Raw genomic sequence first — 16,479 nt, 5'->3', positions numbered from 1 at the left:
CCGGATGGGGGCGGGTCGACGCGCGCCCGGGCCTGCCCCCGCGTTACACTATGGATCCGCCGCTTTCACTCCATCTTGCCGATCGTCTGCCAGACCTATCATGAGCCATGCCGTTTTCCGCCTGCGTGCCGATTGCCTCGCTCGCAGTACCCGTCCTTTCGTCGCCCGAGGCTCACGAGCGCCCCGCTGCCCTGGCTGCCGGGTGGCGTTCGACTACTGTTTCTGCGCCTGGCGCCCATCGGTGCCGGTGCGATCGGGCTTCTGCCTGTTGATGTACTACTCGGAGCCCATGAAGCCCAGCAACACCGGCTGGCTGATCGCGGACCTGGTGCCGGATACGTCCGCCTTCAGCTGGTCACGTACTGGTGTGGACCAGGCGCTGCTGGCCTTGCTCGATGACCCAGAGTGGCAGCCTTACCTCGTATTCCCAGGCGAGTACGCCGAACCGGGGAGGGTGGTTGATCGTGTTGAGGTGGCGGAGGGCAAGCGGCCGCTGTTCATCCTGCTGGATGCGACCTGGACCGAGGCGCGCAAGATGTTCCGCAAGAGCCCCTACCTGGACCGCTTCCCGGTCCTCAGCCTCACTCCGGAGCAGATTTCCCGCTACCAGTTGCGTCGCTCGAAGAATGACGAGCACCTGTGCACAGCGGAAGTGGGCGCCCTGTGCCTGGAGCTGGCGGGGGACGATCAGGCCGGTGGTGCATTGAACGCCTATCTGGATGTGTTCACCGAGCGCTACCTTGGGGCCAAGCGTGCCTTGCCCCTGGATGAGTCCAGCTCGGCGCACCGGGCCTTGGCGACCTATCTCTGATCAGTTCGTGGTCGCCGCCACGGCCGGCGCCTGCCTCTGGGGCCAGAGTTGGGCGACCAGCATGCCGACGAACATCAGGGCGCAGCCCAGATAACCACGCGCGTGAAGCGACTCGTCCAGCATCAGGGCGCCGGCGATGGCAGCGAACACCGCTTCCAGGGAGAGGATGATGGCGGCGTGGGAGGCGATCGCGTGACGTTGGGCGACCACCTGCAGGGTATAGCCGATGGCCACGGCGATCACGCCGCCGTAGAGGATGGCCGGCCCTGCCTGGACGATGGCACTGAACCGGATGTCCTCGAACACCATTGCCAGGACCAGGCTCACCACGGCGCAGACGGCGAACTGCAGGAGTGCGAGGCGGATCGGGTCGTAGCGGCTGGCGAAGAAACCCACCAGCAGCACATGGATGCCCCAGACGAAAGCGCCGGCGAGCTGCAGCCAGTCGCCGGAGGCAACGTGGAAGTTATCACCCACGCTGAGCAGGAACATGCCAGCCACCGCCAGGCTGGCGCCGATCCAGGTGCCCATTCCGGTGCGATGGCCGAGGAACAGGCCCAGCAGCGGCACTATGATGACGTAGAGGCCGGTGATGAAGCCGGAGTTGGTGACGCTGGTGAAAAGCAGGCCGACCTGTTGAAGGTTGATCCCCAGGGATAACGCCAGCCCCATCAGCAGGCCGCCCAGCAGCATGCCGCGATTGAGGGGTTGCTTCACCGCCGGTTTCGGCAGGACCAGCAGCAACGGAAGCAGCACCAGTGCTCCCAGCGTGAAGCGCAGGCCGGTGTAGAGGAACGGACCGATGGCATCCATGCCCAGACGTTGCGCGACGAAGGCCGCACCCCAGATGGCAGCGGTGATCAGCATCAGGACATCGGCGCGCAGGGCTTGGCTTCGCATGGCGGTTCTCGGCATGAAAAGCCGGGAACTTTGCCGCAAAGCGCGCGACTTGACCACCCCGTTCCGGGTCGGCATTCTGGGCGCCGCTTTACGGCCTGCCCGTATCAAGCTTCGGGCCTGGCTGGCGTATCCCGTCGAGCCGAAATGCTTCCTTCATCCATGGGGAAGCCTGTCTGGGCCCATTACAACAAGGACATGCCCATGGCCTCATACGAAATCCTGATCGCCGATGACCACCCGCTGTTCCGCAGCGCCTTGCACCAGGCCCTGACCCTTGGCCTCGGTCCAGATGTGCGGCTGGTGGAGGCTGCGAGCATCGCCGAACTGGAAACCCGGCTGGCCGAACGCGCCGACTGGGACCTGGTCCTGCTGGACCTGAACATGCCCGGTGCCTATGGCTTTTCCGGCCTGGTGTTGCTACGTGGCCAGTACCCGCAGATTCCCGTGGTCATGATCTCCGCCCAGGAAGAAGCCTCCGTGGTGGCGCGCTCCCGGGAGTTCGGCGCCAGCGGGTTCATCCCGAAATCCAGTCCCCTCGAGGTGATCCAGGCGGCCGTACGGGCGGTGCTCGACGGCGACACCTGGTGGCCGCCGCAGATCGAGGAAGCCCAGGCCCTGTCCGCTGAGGCCAAGGCGGCGAGCGAAGGGTTGGCCAGCCTCACGCCGCAGCAGTTCCGGGTACTGACCATGGTGTGCGAAGGCCTGCTGAACAAGCAGATCGCCTTCGAACTTCATGTGTCCGAGGCCACGGTAAAGGCCCATGTGACGGCCATCTTCCGCAAGCTCAATGTGCGCACCCGGACCCAGGCGGCCCTGTTGCTGCAACAGATGGAATCGATTCCCTCGGCCTGATCGCCAGTATTTCACGCATTTTTGAGGCGCGCCGCGCTAGCCTGCGCGCTTCCATTCAACAGCCAGCCTCCCTATGTCGCCATTCAAAGGCCAGACCGGCCTAAAACGTATCCTCAACGCCGCCGGCTATTCGCTCGACGGCCTGCGTGCAGCCTTCACCGGTGAAGCCGCGTTCCGCCAACTGGTGCTGATCAACCTGGTGCTGATCCCGTTGTCCTTCTTCCTCGACGTCAGTCGGGGCGAGCGGGCCCTGATGATCGGTGTCTGCCTGCTGGCGCTGATCGTCGAGTTGCTGAACTCCGCAGTGGAGGCGGCCATCGACCGCATTTCCCTGGAGCGTCACCCGCTTTCGAAGAATGCCAAGGACATGGGCAGTGCCGCTCAGTTGACGGCGCTGACGCTGATCACCGTGGTGTGGGCCACCATCCTGCTGGGGTGATGCCTCAGGCGATGGGCGGCAGGTCGATCTCGTCGCTGCGCCTGACCCCCTCGGTCAGCGCCTGGCACTGGTCAAGGAACTCGCGCATGGCGGCGGTCTGGTACTTCTGACGGTGCCAGATGAAATAGAACTGCCGGCGCAGGTCGATTCCCGGGGTTTCCACCGGGACCAGGCTGCCGCGCCGGAAGGCGTCCCGCAGGGCGAGGCGCGAGATGCAGCTGATGCCCAGTCCGGACTCCACGGCGCGCTTGATCGCTTCGGTATGTTCCAGTTCCAGGCGGATGTTCAGCGGAGTCGGATGATGACGCATCGCCTGGTCGAAGGTCAGGCGTGTGCCCGAGCCCTGTTCCCGCAGGATCCAGGCCTCCCGGCTGAGCTCTTCCAGACTCACCTGGCCTTTCTGCGCAAGGGGATGCCGGGGGGCGCAGAACACCACCAGTTCGTCCTCCACCCAGGGCAGCACCTCGATTTCCGGGTGCTGGCAATCACCTTCGATTAGACCCAGATCAAGTTCGTGCAGCGCAATCTGCTGGACGATATGCGCCGTGTTCTGCACATGCAGCTTCACTCGGCATTCCGGGTGGCGTTGCATGAAGGAGCCGATCAGCAAGGTCGCCAGGTAGTTGCCCACCGTCAGGGTGGCGCCCACATCCAGGGAGCCGAAGCCGGACTTGCCATTCAGCAGGTCCTCGATCTCCCGGGCCTGGTCCAGCAGGGCCACCGCTTGTGGCAGCAACTGGCGGCCGAGGGCGTTGAGACTGAGGCGCTTGCCTGCGCGATCGAACAGCTGGCAACCGGACTGCCGCTCCAGCTCCGTCAGAGAGGTGCTGGCTGCGGACTGCGACAGGGACAGTGATTCGGCCGCGCGGGACACGTTGCCCTGCTGAGCGACGCTGACGAAGACCTGCAATTGACGGAGTGTGAAACGCATATCGATATAACCGATAACCTATATCTTGATAATCCAGTTAACAGATATTGTGGCGATCACTACAATGTCGCGCAATCGCGCCCCATCGGCGGCGCTGGCGACTTGAATTCTTCGGAGCCCCGTACATGAGCAACATGAATCAGGAGCGCGTTCTCAGCGTTCATCACTGGAACGATACGCTGTTCAGCTTCAAGTGCACCCGCGACCCGGGCCTGCGCTTCGAGAATGGCCAGTTCGTCATGATCGGCCTGCAGCAGCCCAACGGTCGTCCGCTCATGCGCGCCTACTCCATCGCCAGCCCGAACTGGGAAGAGCACCTGGAGTTCTTCAGCATCAAGGTACCGGACGGCCCGCTGACCTCGCAGCTCCAGCACCTGAAGGAAGGTGACGAGATCATCATCAGCAAGAAGCCCACCGGCACCCTGGTCCTGGACGACCTGAATCCCGGCAAGCACCTGTACCTGCTGAGCACCGGCACCGGCCTCGCGCCCTTCATGAGCGTGATCCAGGACCCGGAAACCTACGAGCGTTTCGAGAAGGTCATCCTGATCCATGGCGTGCGCTACGTGAACGAAGTCGCCTATCGCGAGTTCATCACCGAGCACCTGCCGAAGAACGAATTCTTCGGCGAATCGGTGAAGGAAAAGCTGATCTACTACCCCACCGTGACCCGCGAGCCCTTCGAGAACCAGGGCCGCCTGACCGACCTGATGCGCAGCGGCAAGCTGTTCCGGGACATCGGCCTGCCGCCGATCAACCCGCAGGACGACCGCGCCATGATCTGCGGCAGCCCGAGCATGCTGGACGAAACCAGTGAAGTGCTGGACAGCTTCGGCCTGAAGATCTCCCCGCGCATGCGTGAGCCGGGCGACTACCTGATCGAGCGCGCCTTCGTCGAGAAGTAAGCGCCAGTCGCCAACACGAAGCCCGCCCATCGGCGGGCTTCGTCGTTTCAGGTCGGGGCGCTGAAGCGCTGCCCCGAAATGGCGGGGTGGTAGATGGGCTGGATCTTGTTTCCCGCCGGGTCCAGCACATGGAAGCTGTGGGCACCGTCGCCATGGGCGAAGGGACGGTCAAGCAGGGTCACGCCTTGTGCCTTGAGGTACTGGTACCAGGCCTCCAGTTCTTCGAGGCTGTCCACCACGAAACCGTAGTGATCCACCGCCTGTACGCCGCTGCTGGGGACGTCCGAGCGCCCCAGGGACAGGTTGTCGTTGCCGCAGGTGAGATAGACGAGGTCCTGGTTGGCGCGGTTCAGGACTTCCATGCCCAGCACCTCCACGTAGAAGCGTTCGCACTCCTCCAGGTTGGGCACGACGATGGCGATGTGGCGCAGGCCGTTGAGACGGCCGGGACGACTGGGCATTTCGCTGACTCCAATTTTGTATACAATTTTTCGCGAATATAAGACAAAACGGAGTTCAACGTGTACTGCCTTCTACTCAAGACCCGCCTGCGTCCCGGTAGCCTGGACGCCTTCATGGACGCCATGCGCATCAACGCCGCCGCTTCCGTGCGTGACGAGCCTGGTTGCCTGGTGTTCGACGTATTGCGGGATCGCAGCGATCCCGATCTGGTCTGGCTCTATGAGGTCTACACCGACGAGGCCGCGTTCGAGGCCCATATGCGGACCTCGCACTTTCTCGCCAGTCGGCCATTGATTGAACCCCTGATCCTGCAGCAGGACTGCATCGAAGCGGACGCCCTGGCCCTCAACGCCGCGCGTTGAGGGCAGTGCGCCCGGTCAGCCCGGCTCGATCGCCAGCACGCGGATGCGGCCGGGCTCCGGATAGTGCCAGCGCACATCCACATCCCAGAAACGGGCGCCATAGCGGCGTCCGGGTTCCGGCTTCTGGTAAGCCGGGCGCGGGTCCTGGGCCAGGCATTGTTCCACCAGCTCAACCAGGGGCTGCGCCAGGCGCGAGCCGTGTTCATGGGCCTGGGCCAGCGCCTCGGGCGCCCAGTCCACGGGAATCAGCGCCGGTGGTGCGTCAGCGATGGCGTTCAGCGCCCCGTCCTGGCGATCGGCATAGGGCACGTAGGGCTTGATATCCAGGATAGGCGTGCCGTCCAGCAGGTCGATGCCCGATAGCCAGAGGCGGCCGGCCTCCACCCTGTCCAGCTTCACCACCGACTGGCCGATGCCGTTGGGGCGATGGGTGGAGCGGGTGGCGAAGACGCCGATGGACTGGTTGCCGCCGAGGCGCGGCGGTCGCACCTTGAGCCTCGGCTTCTCCTCCAGGGCCTGGTGGAAGAGGAACAGGAGCCAGACGTGACTGACCTGCTCCAGTCCCGCCACCGCTTCGCCGCTGTCGAAGGGCGGCACCAGCTCCAGCACGCCACGGGCGGCCGGCGCCAGGTGCGGCTGCCGGGGAATGGCGAATTTTTCCTTGAAGCAGGAGCGGACGTAGCCGACCGGGGAGACGCTGTGCTGCATATCAGTAGGGCACGCGGCAGCCGGCGTCACGGAAGGGACCGCCCAGGCGCAACCAGCCATCGCCGGGGCGGGTCTGGGCGCAGGTCAGTCCGCCATCCAGCTTGCTCTGCCAGATGAAAAAGGGGGCTGGCGCGGCGAAGGCCGGTGCAGCGAGGGTGAGCAGCAGGGGCAGGCAGGCGAGGCGCATGGGCGGAGTCCGGTGGGTAGCGGGGCTACCCTAGCGCCGGCTCCCGCGCTGCGCAAGGGATGGGTTACAGGTGGAAGCCGCCGTCGATGGGGATGATGGCGCCGGTCATGTATGCCCCTGCGGTACTGGCCAGGCTGATGGCCAGGGCCGCCATTTCTTCGCCACGACCCCAGCGCTTCATGGGGATCAGCGCCCTGTCCCGCGCCAGGGCCTCGGGATCCTGGGCGATGAAGCGGGTCATCTTGCTGGGAAAGCGCCCTGGAGCGATGACATTGACGTTGATGTGCTCGGCCACCAGTTCCCGGGCCAGCATCCTCGACAGCTGATGCAAGGCCGCCTTGCTGGGGCCATAGGCGTAGGCGTCCTCGCCCTGGGAACTGAGGCCGGCCACCGAACCGATGTTGATCACGCGGGCGGGGTTCGCTTCGCTGCCGGCCTTTCGCAGCAGCGGCAGCAGTTGCTGGATGCAACTGAACACCGAGGTGACATTGAGCTGCATGACCTTTTCCCAACCCTTCACCGGGTAGTTTTCCAGCGGGGCGCCCCAGGTGGTCCCGGCGTTGTTCACCAGAATGTCCAGCCGGTCGATGCGTTGCCCGAGCGCCTCGGCCAGGGCGCGTGCGCCTTCTTCACCGGACAGGTCGGCGGCCAGGTACTGGCAGTCACCGAAGGCCGAGAGCTCCTGGGCGGTTTGATGGCAGGCCTCGGCATCGCGGGCGCAGATGAAGACTTGCGCACCGGCTTCCAGCAGGCCCTGGGCGATCATTCGTCCGATGCCGCGGGTGCCGCCGGTGACCAGGGCGATACGGCCCTGAAGACTGAAGTAGGGATGCATGACGAACCTCCTTTTAGAGCCGGGAAAGGCTCCACCCTAGCCCCGGATACGCCGGGGCGGGGGCATTATCGAGGTGCGGAATGCAGGGGCATTGTCAGGCCTTGGCGTCCTGCTGGGCGGCGGCCAGCTCGGCGTCCCTGGCCAGGGTCTTCTGGTAGGCGGGACGCTGGAGGAAGCGGTTGATGTAGTCGCGGACCTCCGGCACCTCGGGGATCAGCCCGAACTGGGTGGTCCAGTTCAGGGCGCTGCCCCAAAGCACGTCAGCGGCGCTGAATCGCTCCCCCAGCAGCCAGGGGCCGGCCTTCAACTGGCTGACCAGGGTGTTCATCACACTCTCGAAGCTGCCATAGGGCGAGCGTTGTTCGTGGATGGGTTCGCGATTCTGGACCCGATCCACCACGGCAGGTTCGAAGCAGGAACCGTAGAACACCATCCAGCGCAGGTAGGGCCCGCGCAATGGGTCGCCCATGGGCGGGGCCAGGCCGGCCTCGGGGTAGAGGTCGGCGAGGTAGAGATAAACCGATACCTGTTCGGTGACCACCGCATCGCCGTGGGTCACCGTGGGCACCTTGCCCATGGGGTTGATGGCGAGGAACTCCGGCTGGCGCTGTTCGCCGGCCTTCATGTTCATGACATGCAGTCGGTAGTCCGCACCCAGTTCCTCGAGGAGGGTCAGGGCGCCGGTGGAGCGGGTGAAGGGGCAGTGGTAAAGGGTGATCTGGCGGTCTTGTGTGGTCATGGCGGGGTCCGCTTCGTCCGTGGATGTTCCGAGTCTAGCTTGGCCCCCGCAGCCTGCCTTCGCGGCGCAGGCGATGCATGACCCAGTGGCGATAGAGACGTGACAGGAGCGGACGAACCAGGGGCAGGCCGATCAGCCAGGCCAGCGGCGCCAGCCGGGGGACGCGGGCCAGCAGCAGGATATAGGCGTCCAGTTCCCGGTGGATGCGGCCGGTCTCGTCCTGGACGTGGAGCTCGGTGAGGGCCCGGAAGGGGTCGATGCCCAGGGCGCGGAGCTGGTCATCTCGACCGGTGATGTCCACCCACTCCACACCCTGTGCGGCGCGGGGCAGGGATTCGTACCAGCGTCGATCGGCGATGCAGCGGGGGCAGGCGCCGTCGTAGAAGACCTTGAGCATGGGAGGCTCCGTCGATGGATCGCAACGCTCGCTCCTATCCTACGACCCGATCCCTGCTCCAGAAAGAAAAAGCCCCGCATGATCGGGCGGGGCTCAGTCCAGGGGGGGCGACTCAGACCAGTTCGGCCCACATGTCGTATTCGTCGGCATCGATGATGCGAACGCGCACCTTGTCACCCGGTTTCACGGTGGTGGATTCGATGAACACGCTGCCGTCGATCTCCGGTGCGTCCGCCCAGGAGCGTGCCACGGCGCCTTCGTCGTCCACTTCATCGATCAGCACATCCATCTCGCGGCCGATCTTTTGCTGCAGGCGGGCGGAGGAGATGGCCTGCTGGTGGGCCATGAAGCGCTCCCAGCGCTCCTGCTTGACCTCGTCCGGCACCGGCTCCAGGCCCAGGTCGTTGGCCGGGGCGCCGTCAACCGGGGAGTACTGGAAGCAGCCGACGCGGTCCAGCTGGGCTTCGCTCAGCCAGTCCAGCAGGTACTGGAAATCTTCCTCGGTCTCGCCGGGGAAGCCGACGATGAAGGTGGAGCGGATGGTCAGGTCCGGGCAGATCTCGCGCCATTTCTTGATGCGGGCCAGGGTCTTGTCCTCGAAGGCCGGACGCTTCATGGACTTGAGCACTTTCGGGCTGGCGTGCTGGAAGGGGATGTCCAGGTAGGGCAGCAGCTTGCCTTCGGCCATCAGCGGGATGACGTCATCCACATTGGGATAGGGGTAGACGTAGTGCAGGCGCACCCAGACGCCCATGGCGGAGAGGGCCTCGCACAGCTCCAGCATGCGGGTCTTCACCGGCTGGCCGTTCCAGAAGTCCAGCTTGTACTTCAGGTCGACGCCGTAGGCGCTGGTGTCCTGGGAGATCACCAGCAGTTCTTTCACGCCGGCTTTGACCAGGCGCTCGGCTTCGGACAGCACGTCGCCGACCGGGCGGCTGACCAGCTTGCCGCGCATGGAGGGGATGATGCAGAAGCTGCAGCTGTGGTTGCAGCCTTCGGAAATCTTCAGGTAGGCATAGTGACGCGGGGTCAGCTTGATGCCCTGGGGCGGAACCAGGTCGATGAAGGGGTCGTGGTCGGCCTTGGGCGGCACCACCTCATGCACGGCGTTGACCACCTGCTCGTACTGCTGCGGGCCGGTGACCGCGAGCACGCTGGGGTGAACGTCGCGGATGCTGCCCTCGGACACGCCCATGCAGCCGGTGACGATCACCTTGCCGTTCTCGGCGATGGCCTCGCCGATGGCGTCCAGGGATTCGGCCTTGGCGCTGTCGATGAAACCGCAGGTATTCACCACCACCACGTCAGCGTCCTGGTAGGTCGGTACGATCTCGTAACCTTCCATGCGCAGCTGGGTGAGGATGCGTTCGGAGTCGACTGTGGCCTTCGGGCATCCCAGGCTGACGAATCCGACTTTGGGGGTGGCGGTGGACATGTGCGGCTAACCTCGATGGGCGCTCGGGAGGGCGCCTCTGATCAAAAAGTGCGCAATTCTAGCGGCAGCCGTCCGTCATTTCCAGCCTCATCTGACGTCTTTGTTTGACGAGTTCGATTGACCTGGACCGAACAGCAAGGACGCATACTGCCGGCCGGTGGGGCATCCGGGGCGACACCGGCGGCGTGCTGCCGCCGGTCTTCCACTCGCGGGGCCGAGCGCCTTCGGCCAAGGGTCCGTTGTGCGTCCTGCGCCCCTCTGCGGGAGAGGGGCGGCGGGGTCAGTTGCGTCCGGGTAGCATCCGCTCCAGGGTGTTGTCCCGGGACACGTAGTGGTGGAACAGCGCGGCCACGGCGTGGAGGCCGATGAGCCAATAGCCGGCGGTGCCTGCCAGTTCATGGAGTTCCTTGATCTGCCCCGCCAGTTCCTTGTTCGGGCCGATCAGCGCGGGCAGTTCCAGGCCGAAGAAGGGAATCGGCTTGCCGGCGGCGCTGAGGATCAGCCAGCCGGCCAGGGGAGCGCCGATCATCAGGGCGTACAAGGCCAGGTGCATCAGCCTGGACAGTGCGTGCTGCCAACCCGGCGGGTTGGGGCGGATTGCCGGCGTGGGGGAGAAGAAGCGCCCGGCGATGCGCAGCCAGACCAGGACGAAGACCGCGAGCCCCAGCATGAAGTGCCATTGCTTGAGGAGTTCGCGGGTCTCGCTGCCCTTGGGGAAGTTGCCCTTGAGTTCGATGCAGGCGTAGACCGCCGCGATCAGCACCAGCATCAGCCAGTGCAGCGATATCGAAAGCTTTCCATAGCGGGATGGCGAAGTGTTGAGACTCATCAGGGTTCCTCTTTCTGGTTACTCATTTGCGAAGCCGGGGGCAGGATAGAGTCGATCCCTTAAGCGAATCTGAACCTGGATCAATTCGACTCGAGTGAACATCCGCGTTCGTAGTGCGTGAACTTGTGCTTGAGCCCGGCAACGGGGTGAGACTTTGCAGGTCATGGCTGAGTCCGGCTGGGCGTCGATGGGGTTCGCTTCGCAGCCGCCAGTTGCAGACTCTGCTGCGCGACTTCAGGCCAGCAGGACGGCAGCCAGGGCGTGGACCCCTATCAGCGACAGGCGTCGCCAGTGACCTCCGAGCATATTCACCTCAGCGCTTGACCAGTCCGGTGAAGCCGCCGGCGATGAGCGCGGCGGTATCCGCCAGCGCCACCAGCGGATCGAGCCCGGCGGGCACCGCCATGTAGCGCGGCTCCCAGTCGGGTTGGAATTTCTCCTTGAAACGGCGCAGTCCCTGGAAGTTGTAGAACTGCTCGCCTCGGCGGAACACCAGGGCGCCCAGGCGCTGGGTCAGTGGCGCGCCACGCCTCGGCTGCAGGCCGGCCAGGGGGACCATGCCCAGGCTGAAACACAGGTATCCAAGGGACTTGTAGTGCAGCAGCAGGCTGAGCATGAGGAACTCCATGGTCGGCTTGGGCGCTTCGGGGTGGACGCGCATCAGGTCGATGGTGGCCAGGCTGTTGCCCTCGGTTTCCAGCAGGTTGGCGAAGGCGACTGGCCGGCCCTCGAACTGGAGGGTCGCGATGCGGAAGTGCTTCAGGTAGTCCGGGTCGAATCGGCCCAGGGAGAAGCCCTTTTCCCGCGCCTGCCTGCCTTGCATCCAGGCGTCGGAGATGGCGCGCAGCGCGTCCATGGGCGCGCTGCCGACCTCGTGGATCTGCAGGCTCAGGCCGTCGCGCTGGCCGCGGCTCCAGGTGTAGTGCAGGTCCTTCATGGCCATGCTCCTGGCGTCCAGGTCGAACCGGGGCAGGTCCACCCGGGCTTCTTCGCCCAGCTTCAGGGCCGTGAGACCGATGTCCATGTAATAGGGCAGGTTTTCCGCCCGCACCTGGTAGAACACCGGCCGTGCATGGTGGTGGTCGCAGAGGTCGCGGAACTGCCAGATGAGCTCGGCGCGACGACTGGTCGGGCCTATGGGGTCGAACAAGGCCACCAGACTGCGGCCCCGGCGGGCGTACATGAGGAAGGCATCGCCCTGGGGGTGGAACAGCAGGGCCTTGTCGCCGGTCAGCACCAGGCCGCCATCGGGCTGGTCGGAGCGGCGAACGATAGCCCCCGCCTGTTCCAGTTCCGCGTCCGTGGGCTCGTGGATGGTGGGCGGTACCGGCCGCAGCAGCCAGGCCAGGGCGATCCCCGCCAGCAGCAGCCCGCTGGACAGCGAGGCGCGCAGCGCCCGAGGCGCATCCGCGTCCACGGCGAACTGCCACCAGAGCTCATGACTGTAGGGGACATCCTGGAAAGCGAAGAACATCAGCCAGACCGAGGCCAGCAGCACGCAGGCGCTGGCCGCCAGGTTCAGCGGCGAGAAGGGCACCTCCAGGAGCCGGCTCGGGCGGTAGAAGGCGTCGCGGAAGATCGCCAGCAGGATGGCGGTCAGGGTCAGGAGGCTGGCCTCTTCCCAGTCGAACCCCTTGAGCAGGGACAGCCCGGCACCGGTCAGCAGCAGCACCAGGGTCAGTGCCCAGGCTGCGGACAGGCGATGACGGAGGCCGTGGGCCAGCAGCAGGCAGAGTACGCCGACCAGGCTGGCGGCCAGATGCGAGGCATCGATCAGCCGGTGGGGAATCAGGAAGCTCAGGTGTTCCAGGCGGTTGTCCGTCGCTGGCGTTACCCCGGAGAGCAGCAGTACCACGCCCGCCAGGAACACCAGCAGAGAAAGGATTGGCGCGGCCAGGCCGGACGCCGCCCGCAGGGCCTGGCGTCCGGCCGGGAACAGGCGTTGCGCTTCATTGCCCAGCAGCAACAGGCAGGCCATTGCCAGGGGCAGCCCGACATAGATCAGGCGATACAGCAGCAGCGCCGCGGCGAGTGGCGCGGCGCCCAACTGGCCGGCGAAGGCCGCCAGCAGCACGGCCTCGAAGACCCCGACGCCACCGGGTACGTGGCTCAACACCCCGGCGGCCAGGGCGAGCATGTAGACCAGCAGGAAGGCACCGAGCGGTGGCGCCTCCGGCAGGAGCGCGTAGAGCACGCAGGCGGCCGCACAGACGTCGATCACGGTGATCAGCAGTTGCAGGCCCGCCAGGCGCAGACCCGGCAGGCGAACACCGCGATTGCCCAGGCGCAGGTCGATGCAGTCGGGAGCCGGCGCCTGCGGTGCGCGGTTCCGGGCGATCCAGGCCACCAGCCCAAGGGTTGCGGCGAGCACCGCGAGGGCGAGGGTGGTGACCATGCCTTCGGGCAGGCGCAGGGCCAGGGAAGCCGCCTTGGGCGCGCTGAGGGCGGCGACTGCGGCCAGTGGTGGCAGCGCGGAGCCCAGTGCCAGGCTGGCGAACAGGGTGATCCGGGTGATATCGCCTGCTCCCAGGTTGTCGCGGCCATAAAGGCGGAAGCGCACCGAGCCGCCGGTCAGCATCGAAAGGCCCACGGCGTTGCCGATGCCGGCCGCGCAGAAGCTGCCCAGGGCCATGCGCGACAGGGGCAGGCGCACCCCGGCGAAGCGGCAGCCCGACCACTCATAACCCACGTAGGCGGTGAAGCTGGTGGCGGTCGCCGCCAAGGCCAGCAGCAGGCTGCTGGTGGGCACCTCGCGGACGGCGGCGCGCAGGGCGTCCGGGTCCAGTTCCCGCAGCAGATGCCAGCAGGCCAGCAGGCCGAGGATGAACACCAGCAACGTGAAGGCGATCACTATCCATTGCCGGTAGGCCGTCAGGTGATCGATCCAGCGTAGGGGGGCGGACTCTTCGTTGAGGGCGTTATCGGCGGGGAGTTCCACGCTATCCGTCTGCGGAGTATTGGCGCGCATCGAGCACCTCTGAGCAATGTGCGCCACTCTGTGTGGGCGGACCGGGCCGGTTCCAAGGGTCGGTTCGAAATTTTCTTCCCGGCACGCCGGGGGCCGGATCGTGTCCGGTCAGGGCAAGTCTAGGCGAGGCGTGGCCTTAACGGCTGCGACGCGGGACGGGCTGGGCGGGGGCGGCGAAATGCCGCGCTCAGTGCCAGGTGGAGCGGACCTCCCAGTCGCGGAACTGCTCGGCGGGAATCGGCTGGCTGATGCGATAGCCCTGGACGATATCGCAGCCGAACTGGCCAAGCTGGTTGAGGGTGAGCTGGTCCTCCACGCCTTCGGCCACCACGGTCAGGTCCAGGTTGTGGGCCAGTTCGATGATGGAGCGGACGATCTTCGCCGAGCCGTCGTTGCTGGTCATGCGGGTGACGAACGACTGGTCGATCTTCAGGGAGTCCACCGGCAGTTTCTGCAGATAGGCCAGGGATGAGTAACCCGTGCCGAAGTCATCGATGGTCAGGTGCGCATCCAGTTCCTTGAGGGCGCTGAGGGTTTGCATGGAGGCTACCGGGTCCTCCATCAGGGCGCTTTCGGTGAGTTCGAACTCGATCCAGTGGGGCTTGGCCCCCCAGGTCGCGAAGGAGCCCTGGATACGTTCCAGCAGGCGCGGATCCCGCAGGTCGTGGGCCGACAGGTTGACCGAGATGGGGCGCTCGTCGCCCTCTTCGTGCCAGGCGTAGCGCTGGCCCAGGGCGGTATCCAGGACCCAGAGGGTCAGCGGGGTGATCAGGCCGGTGTTCTCCGCCAGGCGCACGAACTCGTCCGGCGGCAGCATGCCGTGCTGCGGGTGGCGCCAGCGCACCAGGGCCTCGGTGCCGCACACGCGGTTGCTGGCGATCTCCACCTTGGGCTGGTAGTAGAGCAGCAGTTCGTTGCGGTCGATGGCCCGGCGCAGGTCGCCCATCAGCGTCAGGTGCTGGGCGCATTCCTGGTCGAGCCCGCCCTGGAACAGCGCGAAGCCCGCATTGGCTCGTTTCGCCTGCTCCATGGCGCTGCCGGAGCGACGAATCAGCGATTCCGGAGCCGTGCCATGGCCGGGATAGAGCGCGATGCCGATGCTGGCGCGGGCTTCCAGGAAGAGGCCGGAAAGTTCCACCGGATCGTAGAGGGCCGTGAGGATCTGTCTCGCCAACTGCGAGGCCTGCTCGGCGCCGCCGTTGGGCATGAGTACCGCGAATTCGCATTCCCCCATTCGTGCCACCGTACGCTCGGGGCCCACCACTTGCGTCAGGCGCGTGGCGATCTCCACCTGCAGGCGATCGCCTTCCCGGTAGCCGAGGGTTTCGTTGATTTCCTGGTTACGGGCGATCTCCAGGTGCAGCAGGCCGAAGGGGCGACGGTCCTGTCGGGCGACGCTGATGGCGTCGTCCAGCAGTTCCCGCAAGCGCAAGCGGTTGGGGAGGCCGGTGAGGGTGTCTTCGAAGGCCATGCGGCGGATGGTGGTTTCGGCTTCCACTGCCCGGGCACGGGTACGCAGGGCGGCGATGCCGAACGCCAGGTCGTTGGCCATGGCCAGCAACAGCTCCACTTCCGGATCGTCGAAGGCGTCGGCGTGTTCGGCCATGATCACCAGCATGCCGATCAGGTCGTCGTCCACCTTGAGGGGCAGGACCAGGGCGGCGGCGAAGCCAAGCTCCCGGGCTTCCTGGTGCAAGGCCGCAGTGGGAGTGTTGAGCAGGTCCCGCATCACCAGGGGTTGTCCGGCCTCGAGGTTCTGTTCCAGCCGACCGTGGAAGCTGGCGTCATGCCGCCCCGAACCCCAGCCCTGGCAGATGCCGTCGGCGGCATCGCAGGCCATCATCCGGTAGGGGCGGGTCGGGTCAGACTGGCGATAGTCCACCCAGGCCTGGCGGTAACCGCATTCCTCCACCAGCACCCTGCAGATTTCCGCCAGCAGCGGCGTTTCATCGGTGGCGTGGATCACCGCGTGGTTCACCGCCACCCGGGTAGCCAGGGCGCGATTCAGCGTTTCCACCTGCCGTTCCGCCTGGCGTCGCTGGGCCTTGCCACGCAGCGCCTGGAGGCCGAAGGCCAGGTCGTCGGCGGCCTCGCTGAGCAGCGCCAGCTCCCGTTCGCCAAAGGCATCCGGCTCCTTGGCGCAGATGGCCAGGGCACCGAAGACGCGGCCGTCCACCCGCAGGGGCAGCGACAGGACCGAGGCGATGCCGTGGGTGATGGCGTTCTCCCGCCAGGGGCCGACCTTGGGATCGGTGAGGATATTGCGGCTGAGCGTGGGGGTGCCGGTGCGGATGGCGGTGCCGGTGGGGCCGCGCCCGCGCTCCCGGTCGGCCCAGGTCATCTGCAGGGAATTCACGTAGTCCTGGTCGAGGCCGACATGGGCCATGGGGGTCACCGTCTGCGCTTCGTCCTGCTCGGCGCGACCAACCCAGGCCATGCGGTAGCCGCCTTCCTCCACCACCACGCGGCAGATCTCCTGGAACAGGAAGGCCTCGTCCTCGGCGCGCAGCAGGGCGCGATTGCAGCCGCTCAGGGTCCGCAGGGCGCGGTTCAGGTATTCGACTTCTTCGCTGGGCACGCAGGACGCAGGCATGGCCGACCTCCAATAGATGGATGGGCGCGCTAGAAGTATAGAAGTGGAGGCTGTCGCGAACGGCGTGCCGACGGAGCGCCTGGACGGGCGGGGGAGGGGGAAAAGGACGGAAACGAAAAAGGCCAC

17 protein-coding genes are annotated in these 16,479 nt (G+C 65.9%); 5 read left to right on the top strand and 12 right to left on the bottom strand.

Features of this window, described 5'->3' with window-relative positions:
* Positions 1-100: 100 nt before the first annotated feature.
* The gene (locus KF707C_RS22600) at positions 101-811 is read left to right on the top strand and encodes a tRNA-uridine aminocarboxypropyltransferase (RefSeq protein WP_036992195.1); all 711 of its coding nucleotides are present in this window, start codon (positions 101-103) and stop codon (positions 809-811) included.
* On the opposite strand, the gene KF707C_RS22595 is transcribed toward KF707C_RS22600, so the two are convergent.
* Positions 812-1,726, bottom strand: coding sequence for a DMT family transporter (locus tag KF707C_RS22595; RefSeq protein WP_085986647.1), 915 nt, complete (start codon positions 1,724-1,726; stop codon positions 812-814).
* Between the two features lie 186 nt (positions 1,727-1,912).
* On the opposite strand from KF707C_RS22595, the gene erdR reads away from it, so the two are divergent.
* Both erdR and KF707C_RS22585 read left to right on the top strand, forming a co-directional pair.
* Positions 1,913-2,563, top strand: coding sequence for a response regulator transcription factor ErdR (erdR, locus tag KF707C_RS22590; RefSeq protein ID WP_004421136.1), 651 nt, complete (start codon positions 1,913-1,915; stop codon positions 2,561-2,563).
* A 73-nt stretch (positions 2,564-2,636) separates the two neighbouring features.
* On the top strand, positions 2,637-3,002 hold the full coding sequence (locus KF707C_RS22585; protein ID WP_004421139.1) for a diacylglycerol kinase: 366 nt from the start codon (positions 2,637-2,639) through the stop codon (positions 3,000-3,002).
* Positions 3,003-3,006: 4 nt separating this feature from the next.
* Here the strand turns inward: KF707C_RS22585 and KF707C_RS22580 are convergent, their stop codons facing one another.
* The gene (locus KF707C_RS22580) at positions 3,007-3,933 is read right to left on the bottom strand and encodes a LysR family transcriptional regulator (protein WP_004421141.1); all 927 of its coding nucleotides are present in this window, start codon (positions 3,931-3,933) and stop codon (positions 3,007-3,009) included.
* Between the two features lie 125 nt (positions 3,934-4,058).
* On the opposite strand from KF707C_RS22580, the gene fpr reads away from it, so the two are divergent.
* The gene (gene fpr / locus KF707C_RS22575) at positions 4,059-4,838 is read left to right on the top strand and encodes a ferredoxin-NADP reductase (protein ID WP_004421144.1); all 780 of its coding nucleotides are present in this window, start codon (positions 4,059-4,061) and stop codon (positions 4,836-4,838) included.
* 47 nt (positions 4,839-4,885) lie between these two features.
* On the opposite strand, the gene KF707C_RS22570 is transcribed toward fpr, so the two are convergent.
* Positions 4,886-5,299: a VOC family protein gene (locus KF707C_RS22570; RefSeq protein ID WP_004421150.1), complete on the bottom strand. Its 414-nt coding sequence runs from the start codon at positions 5,297-5,299 to the stop codon at positions 4,886-4,888.
* 60 nt (positions 5,300-5,359) lie between these two features.
* Here KF707C_RS22570 and KF707C_RS22565 point away from each other — a divergent pair, with 60 nt between their 5' ends.
* Positions 5,360-5,662, top strand: coding sequence for a putative quinol monooxygenase (locus KF707C_RS22565; protein WP_004421155.1), 303 nt, complete (start codon positions 5,360-5,362; stop codon positions 5,660-5,662).
* A 15-nt stretch (positions 5,663-5,677) separates the two neighbouring features.
* Here KF707C_RS22565 and tsaA read toward each other — a convergent pair whose 3' ends face one another.
* The 9 genes from tsaA to KF707C_RS22520 form a co-directional block, all read right to left on the bottom strand.
* A complete protein-coding gene (tsaA, locus tag KF707C_RS22560) occupies positions 5,678-6,370 on the bottom strand; it encodes a tRNA (N6-threonylcarbamoyladenosine(37)-N6)-methyltransferase TrmO (protein ID WP_004421159.1) in 693 nt (230 codons plus the stop codon).
* A gap of 1 nt (position 6,371) precedes the next feature.
* Positions 6,372-6,557 (bottom strand): hypothetical protein, encoded by a 186-nt coding sequence (locus KF707C_RS22555; RefSeq protein WP_004421163.1) that lies wholly within the window; start codon positions 6,555-6,557, stop codon positions 6,372-6,374.
* A 64-nt stretch (positions 6,558-6,621) separates the two neighbouring features.
* The gene (locus tag KF707C_RS22550) at positions 6,622-7,392 is read right to left on the bottom strand and encodes an SDR family oxidoreductase (protein WP_004421165.1); all 771 of its coding nucleotides are present in this window, start codon (positions 7,390-7,392) and stop codon (positions 6,622-6,624) included.
* 94 nt (positions 7,393-7,486) lie between these two features.
* Positions 7,487-8,131: a glutathione S-transferase family protein gene (locus tag KF707C_RS22545; protein ID WP_004421168.1), complete on the bottom strand. Its 645-nt coding sequence runs from the start codon at positions 8,129-8,131 to the stop codon at positions 7,487-7,489.
* Positions 8,132-8,165: 34 nt separating this feature from the next.
* Positions 8,166-8,528: a thiol-disulfide oxidoreductase DCC family protein gene (locus KF707C_RS22540; RefSeq protein ID WP_004421173.1), complete on the bottom strand. Its 363-nt coding sequence runs from the start codon at positions 8,526-8,528 to the stop codon at positions 8,166-8,168.
* A gap of 112 nt (positions 8,529-8,640) precedes the next feature.
* Positions 8,641-9,963 carry a 30S ribosomal protein S12 methylthiotransferase RimO gene (gene rimO / locus KF707C_RS22535; protein WP_004421178.1) on the bottom strand — a complete coding sequence of 441 codons (1,323 nt, stop codon included), beginning with the start codon at positions 9,961-9,963 and terminating at the stop codon, positions 8,641-8,643.
* A gap of 280 nt (positions 9,964-10,243) precedes the next feature.
* Entirely contained in the window at positions 10,244-10,792 is a 549-nt protein-coding gene (locus KF707C_RS22530; RefSeq protein WP_004421183.1) for a cytochrome b, read from the bottom strand.
* Positions 10,793-11,105: 313 nt separating this feature from the next.
* Positions 11,106-13,760 (bottom strand): bifunctional lysylphosphatidylglycerol flippase/synthetase MprF, encoded by a 2,655-nt coding sequence (gene mprF, locus KF707C_RS22525; RefSeq protein ID WP_036992204.1) that lies wholly within the window; start codon positions 13,758-13,760, stop codon positions 11,106-11,108.
* 187 nt (positions 13,761-13,947) lie between these two features.
* Positions 13,948-16,353, bottom strand: a complete 2,406-nt coding sequence (locus KF707C_RS22520; protein WP_004421189.1) for a bifunctional diguanylate cyclase/phosphodiesterase — start codon at positions 16,351-16,353, stop codon at positions 13,948-13,950.
* Between the last annotated feature and the right edge of the window lie 126 nt (positions 16,354-16,479).

The sequence above is a fragment of the Pseudomonas furukawaii genome (assembly GCF_002355475.1).
Taxonomy (GTDB): domain Bacteria; phylum Pseudomonadota; class Gammaproteobacteria; order Pseudomonadales; family Pseudomonadaceae; genus Metapseudomonas; species Metapseudomonas furukawaii.
Note: the sequence above shows the minus strand (reverse complement) of the source record. Positions and strands in the feature narration are given on the sequence as shown.

Coding starts and splice junctions, on each gene's coding strand:
- KF707C_RS22530 (WP_004421183.1), bottom strand. CDS start 10,792: ATGAGTCTCAACACTTCGCCATCCCGCTATGGAAAGCTTTCGATATCG.
- erdR (WP_004421136.1), top strand. CDS start 1,913: ATGGCCTCATACGAAATCCTGATCGCCGATGACCACCCGCTGTTCCGC.
- KF707C_RS22520 (WP_004421189.1), bottom strand. CDS start 16,353: ATGCCTGCGTCCTGCGTGCCCAGCGAAGAAGTCGAATACCTGAACCGC.
- KF707C_RS22580 (WP_004421141.1), bottom strand. CDS start 3,933: ATGCGTTTCACACTCCGTCAATTGCAGGTCTTCGTCAGCGTCGCTCAG.
- KF707C_RS22540 (WP_004421173.1), bottom strand. CDS start 8,528: ATGCTCAAGGTCTTCTACGACGGCGCCTGCCCCCGCTGCATCGCCGAT.
- tsaA (WP_004421159.1), bottom strand. CDS start 6,370: ATGCAGCACAGCGTCTCCCCGGTCGGCTACGTCCGCTCCTGCTTCAAG.
- rimO (WP_004421178.1), bottom strand. CDS start 9,963: ATGTCCACCGCCACCCCCAAAGTCGGATTCGTCAGCCTGGGATGCCCG.
- KF707C_RS22585 (WP_004421139.1), top strand. CDS start 2,637: ATGTCGCCATTCAAAGGCCAGACCGGCCTAAAACGTATCCTCAACGCC.
- KF707C_RS22550 (WP_004421165.1), bottom strand. CDS start 7,392: ATGCATCCCTACTTCAGTCTTCAGGGCCGTATCGCCCTGGTCACCGGC.
- fpr (WP_004421144.1), top strand. CDS start 4,059: ATGAGCAACATGAATCAGGAGCGCGTTCTCAGCGTTCATCACTGGAAC.
- KF707C_RS22570 (WP_004421150.1), bottom strand. CDS start 5,299: ATGCCCAGTCGTCCCGGCCGTCTCAACGGCCTGCGCCACATCGCCATC.
- KF707C_RS22595 (WP_085986647.1), bottom strand. CDS start 1,726: ATGCCGAGAACCGCCATGCGAAGCCAAGCCCTGCGCGCCGATGTCCTG.
- mprF (WP_036992204.1), bottom strand. CDS start 13,760: ATGCGCGCCAATACTCCGCAGACGGATAGCGTGGAACTCCCCGCCGAT.
- KF707C_RS22555 (WP_004421163.1), bottom strand. CDS start 6,557: ATGCGCCTCGCCTGCCTGCCCCTGCTGCTCACCCTCGCTGCACCGGCC.
- KF707C_RS22600 (WP_036992195.1), top strand. CDS start 101: ATGAGCCATGCCGTTTTCCGCCTGCGTGCCGATTGCCTCGCTCGCAGT.
- KF707C_RS22545 (WP_004421168.1), bottom strand. CDS start 8,131: ATGACCACACAAGACCGCCAGATCACCCTTTACCACTGCCCCTTCACC.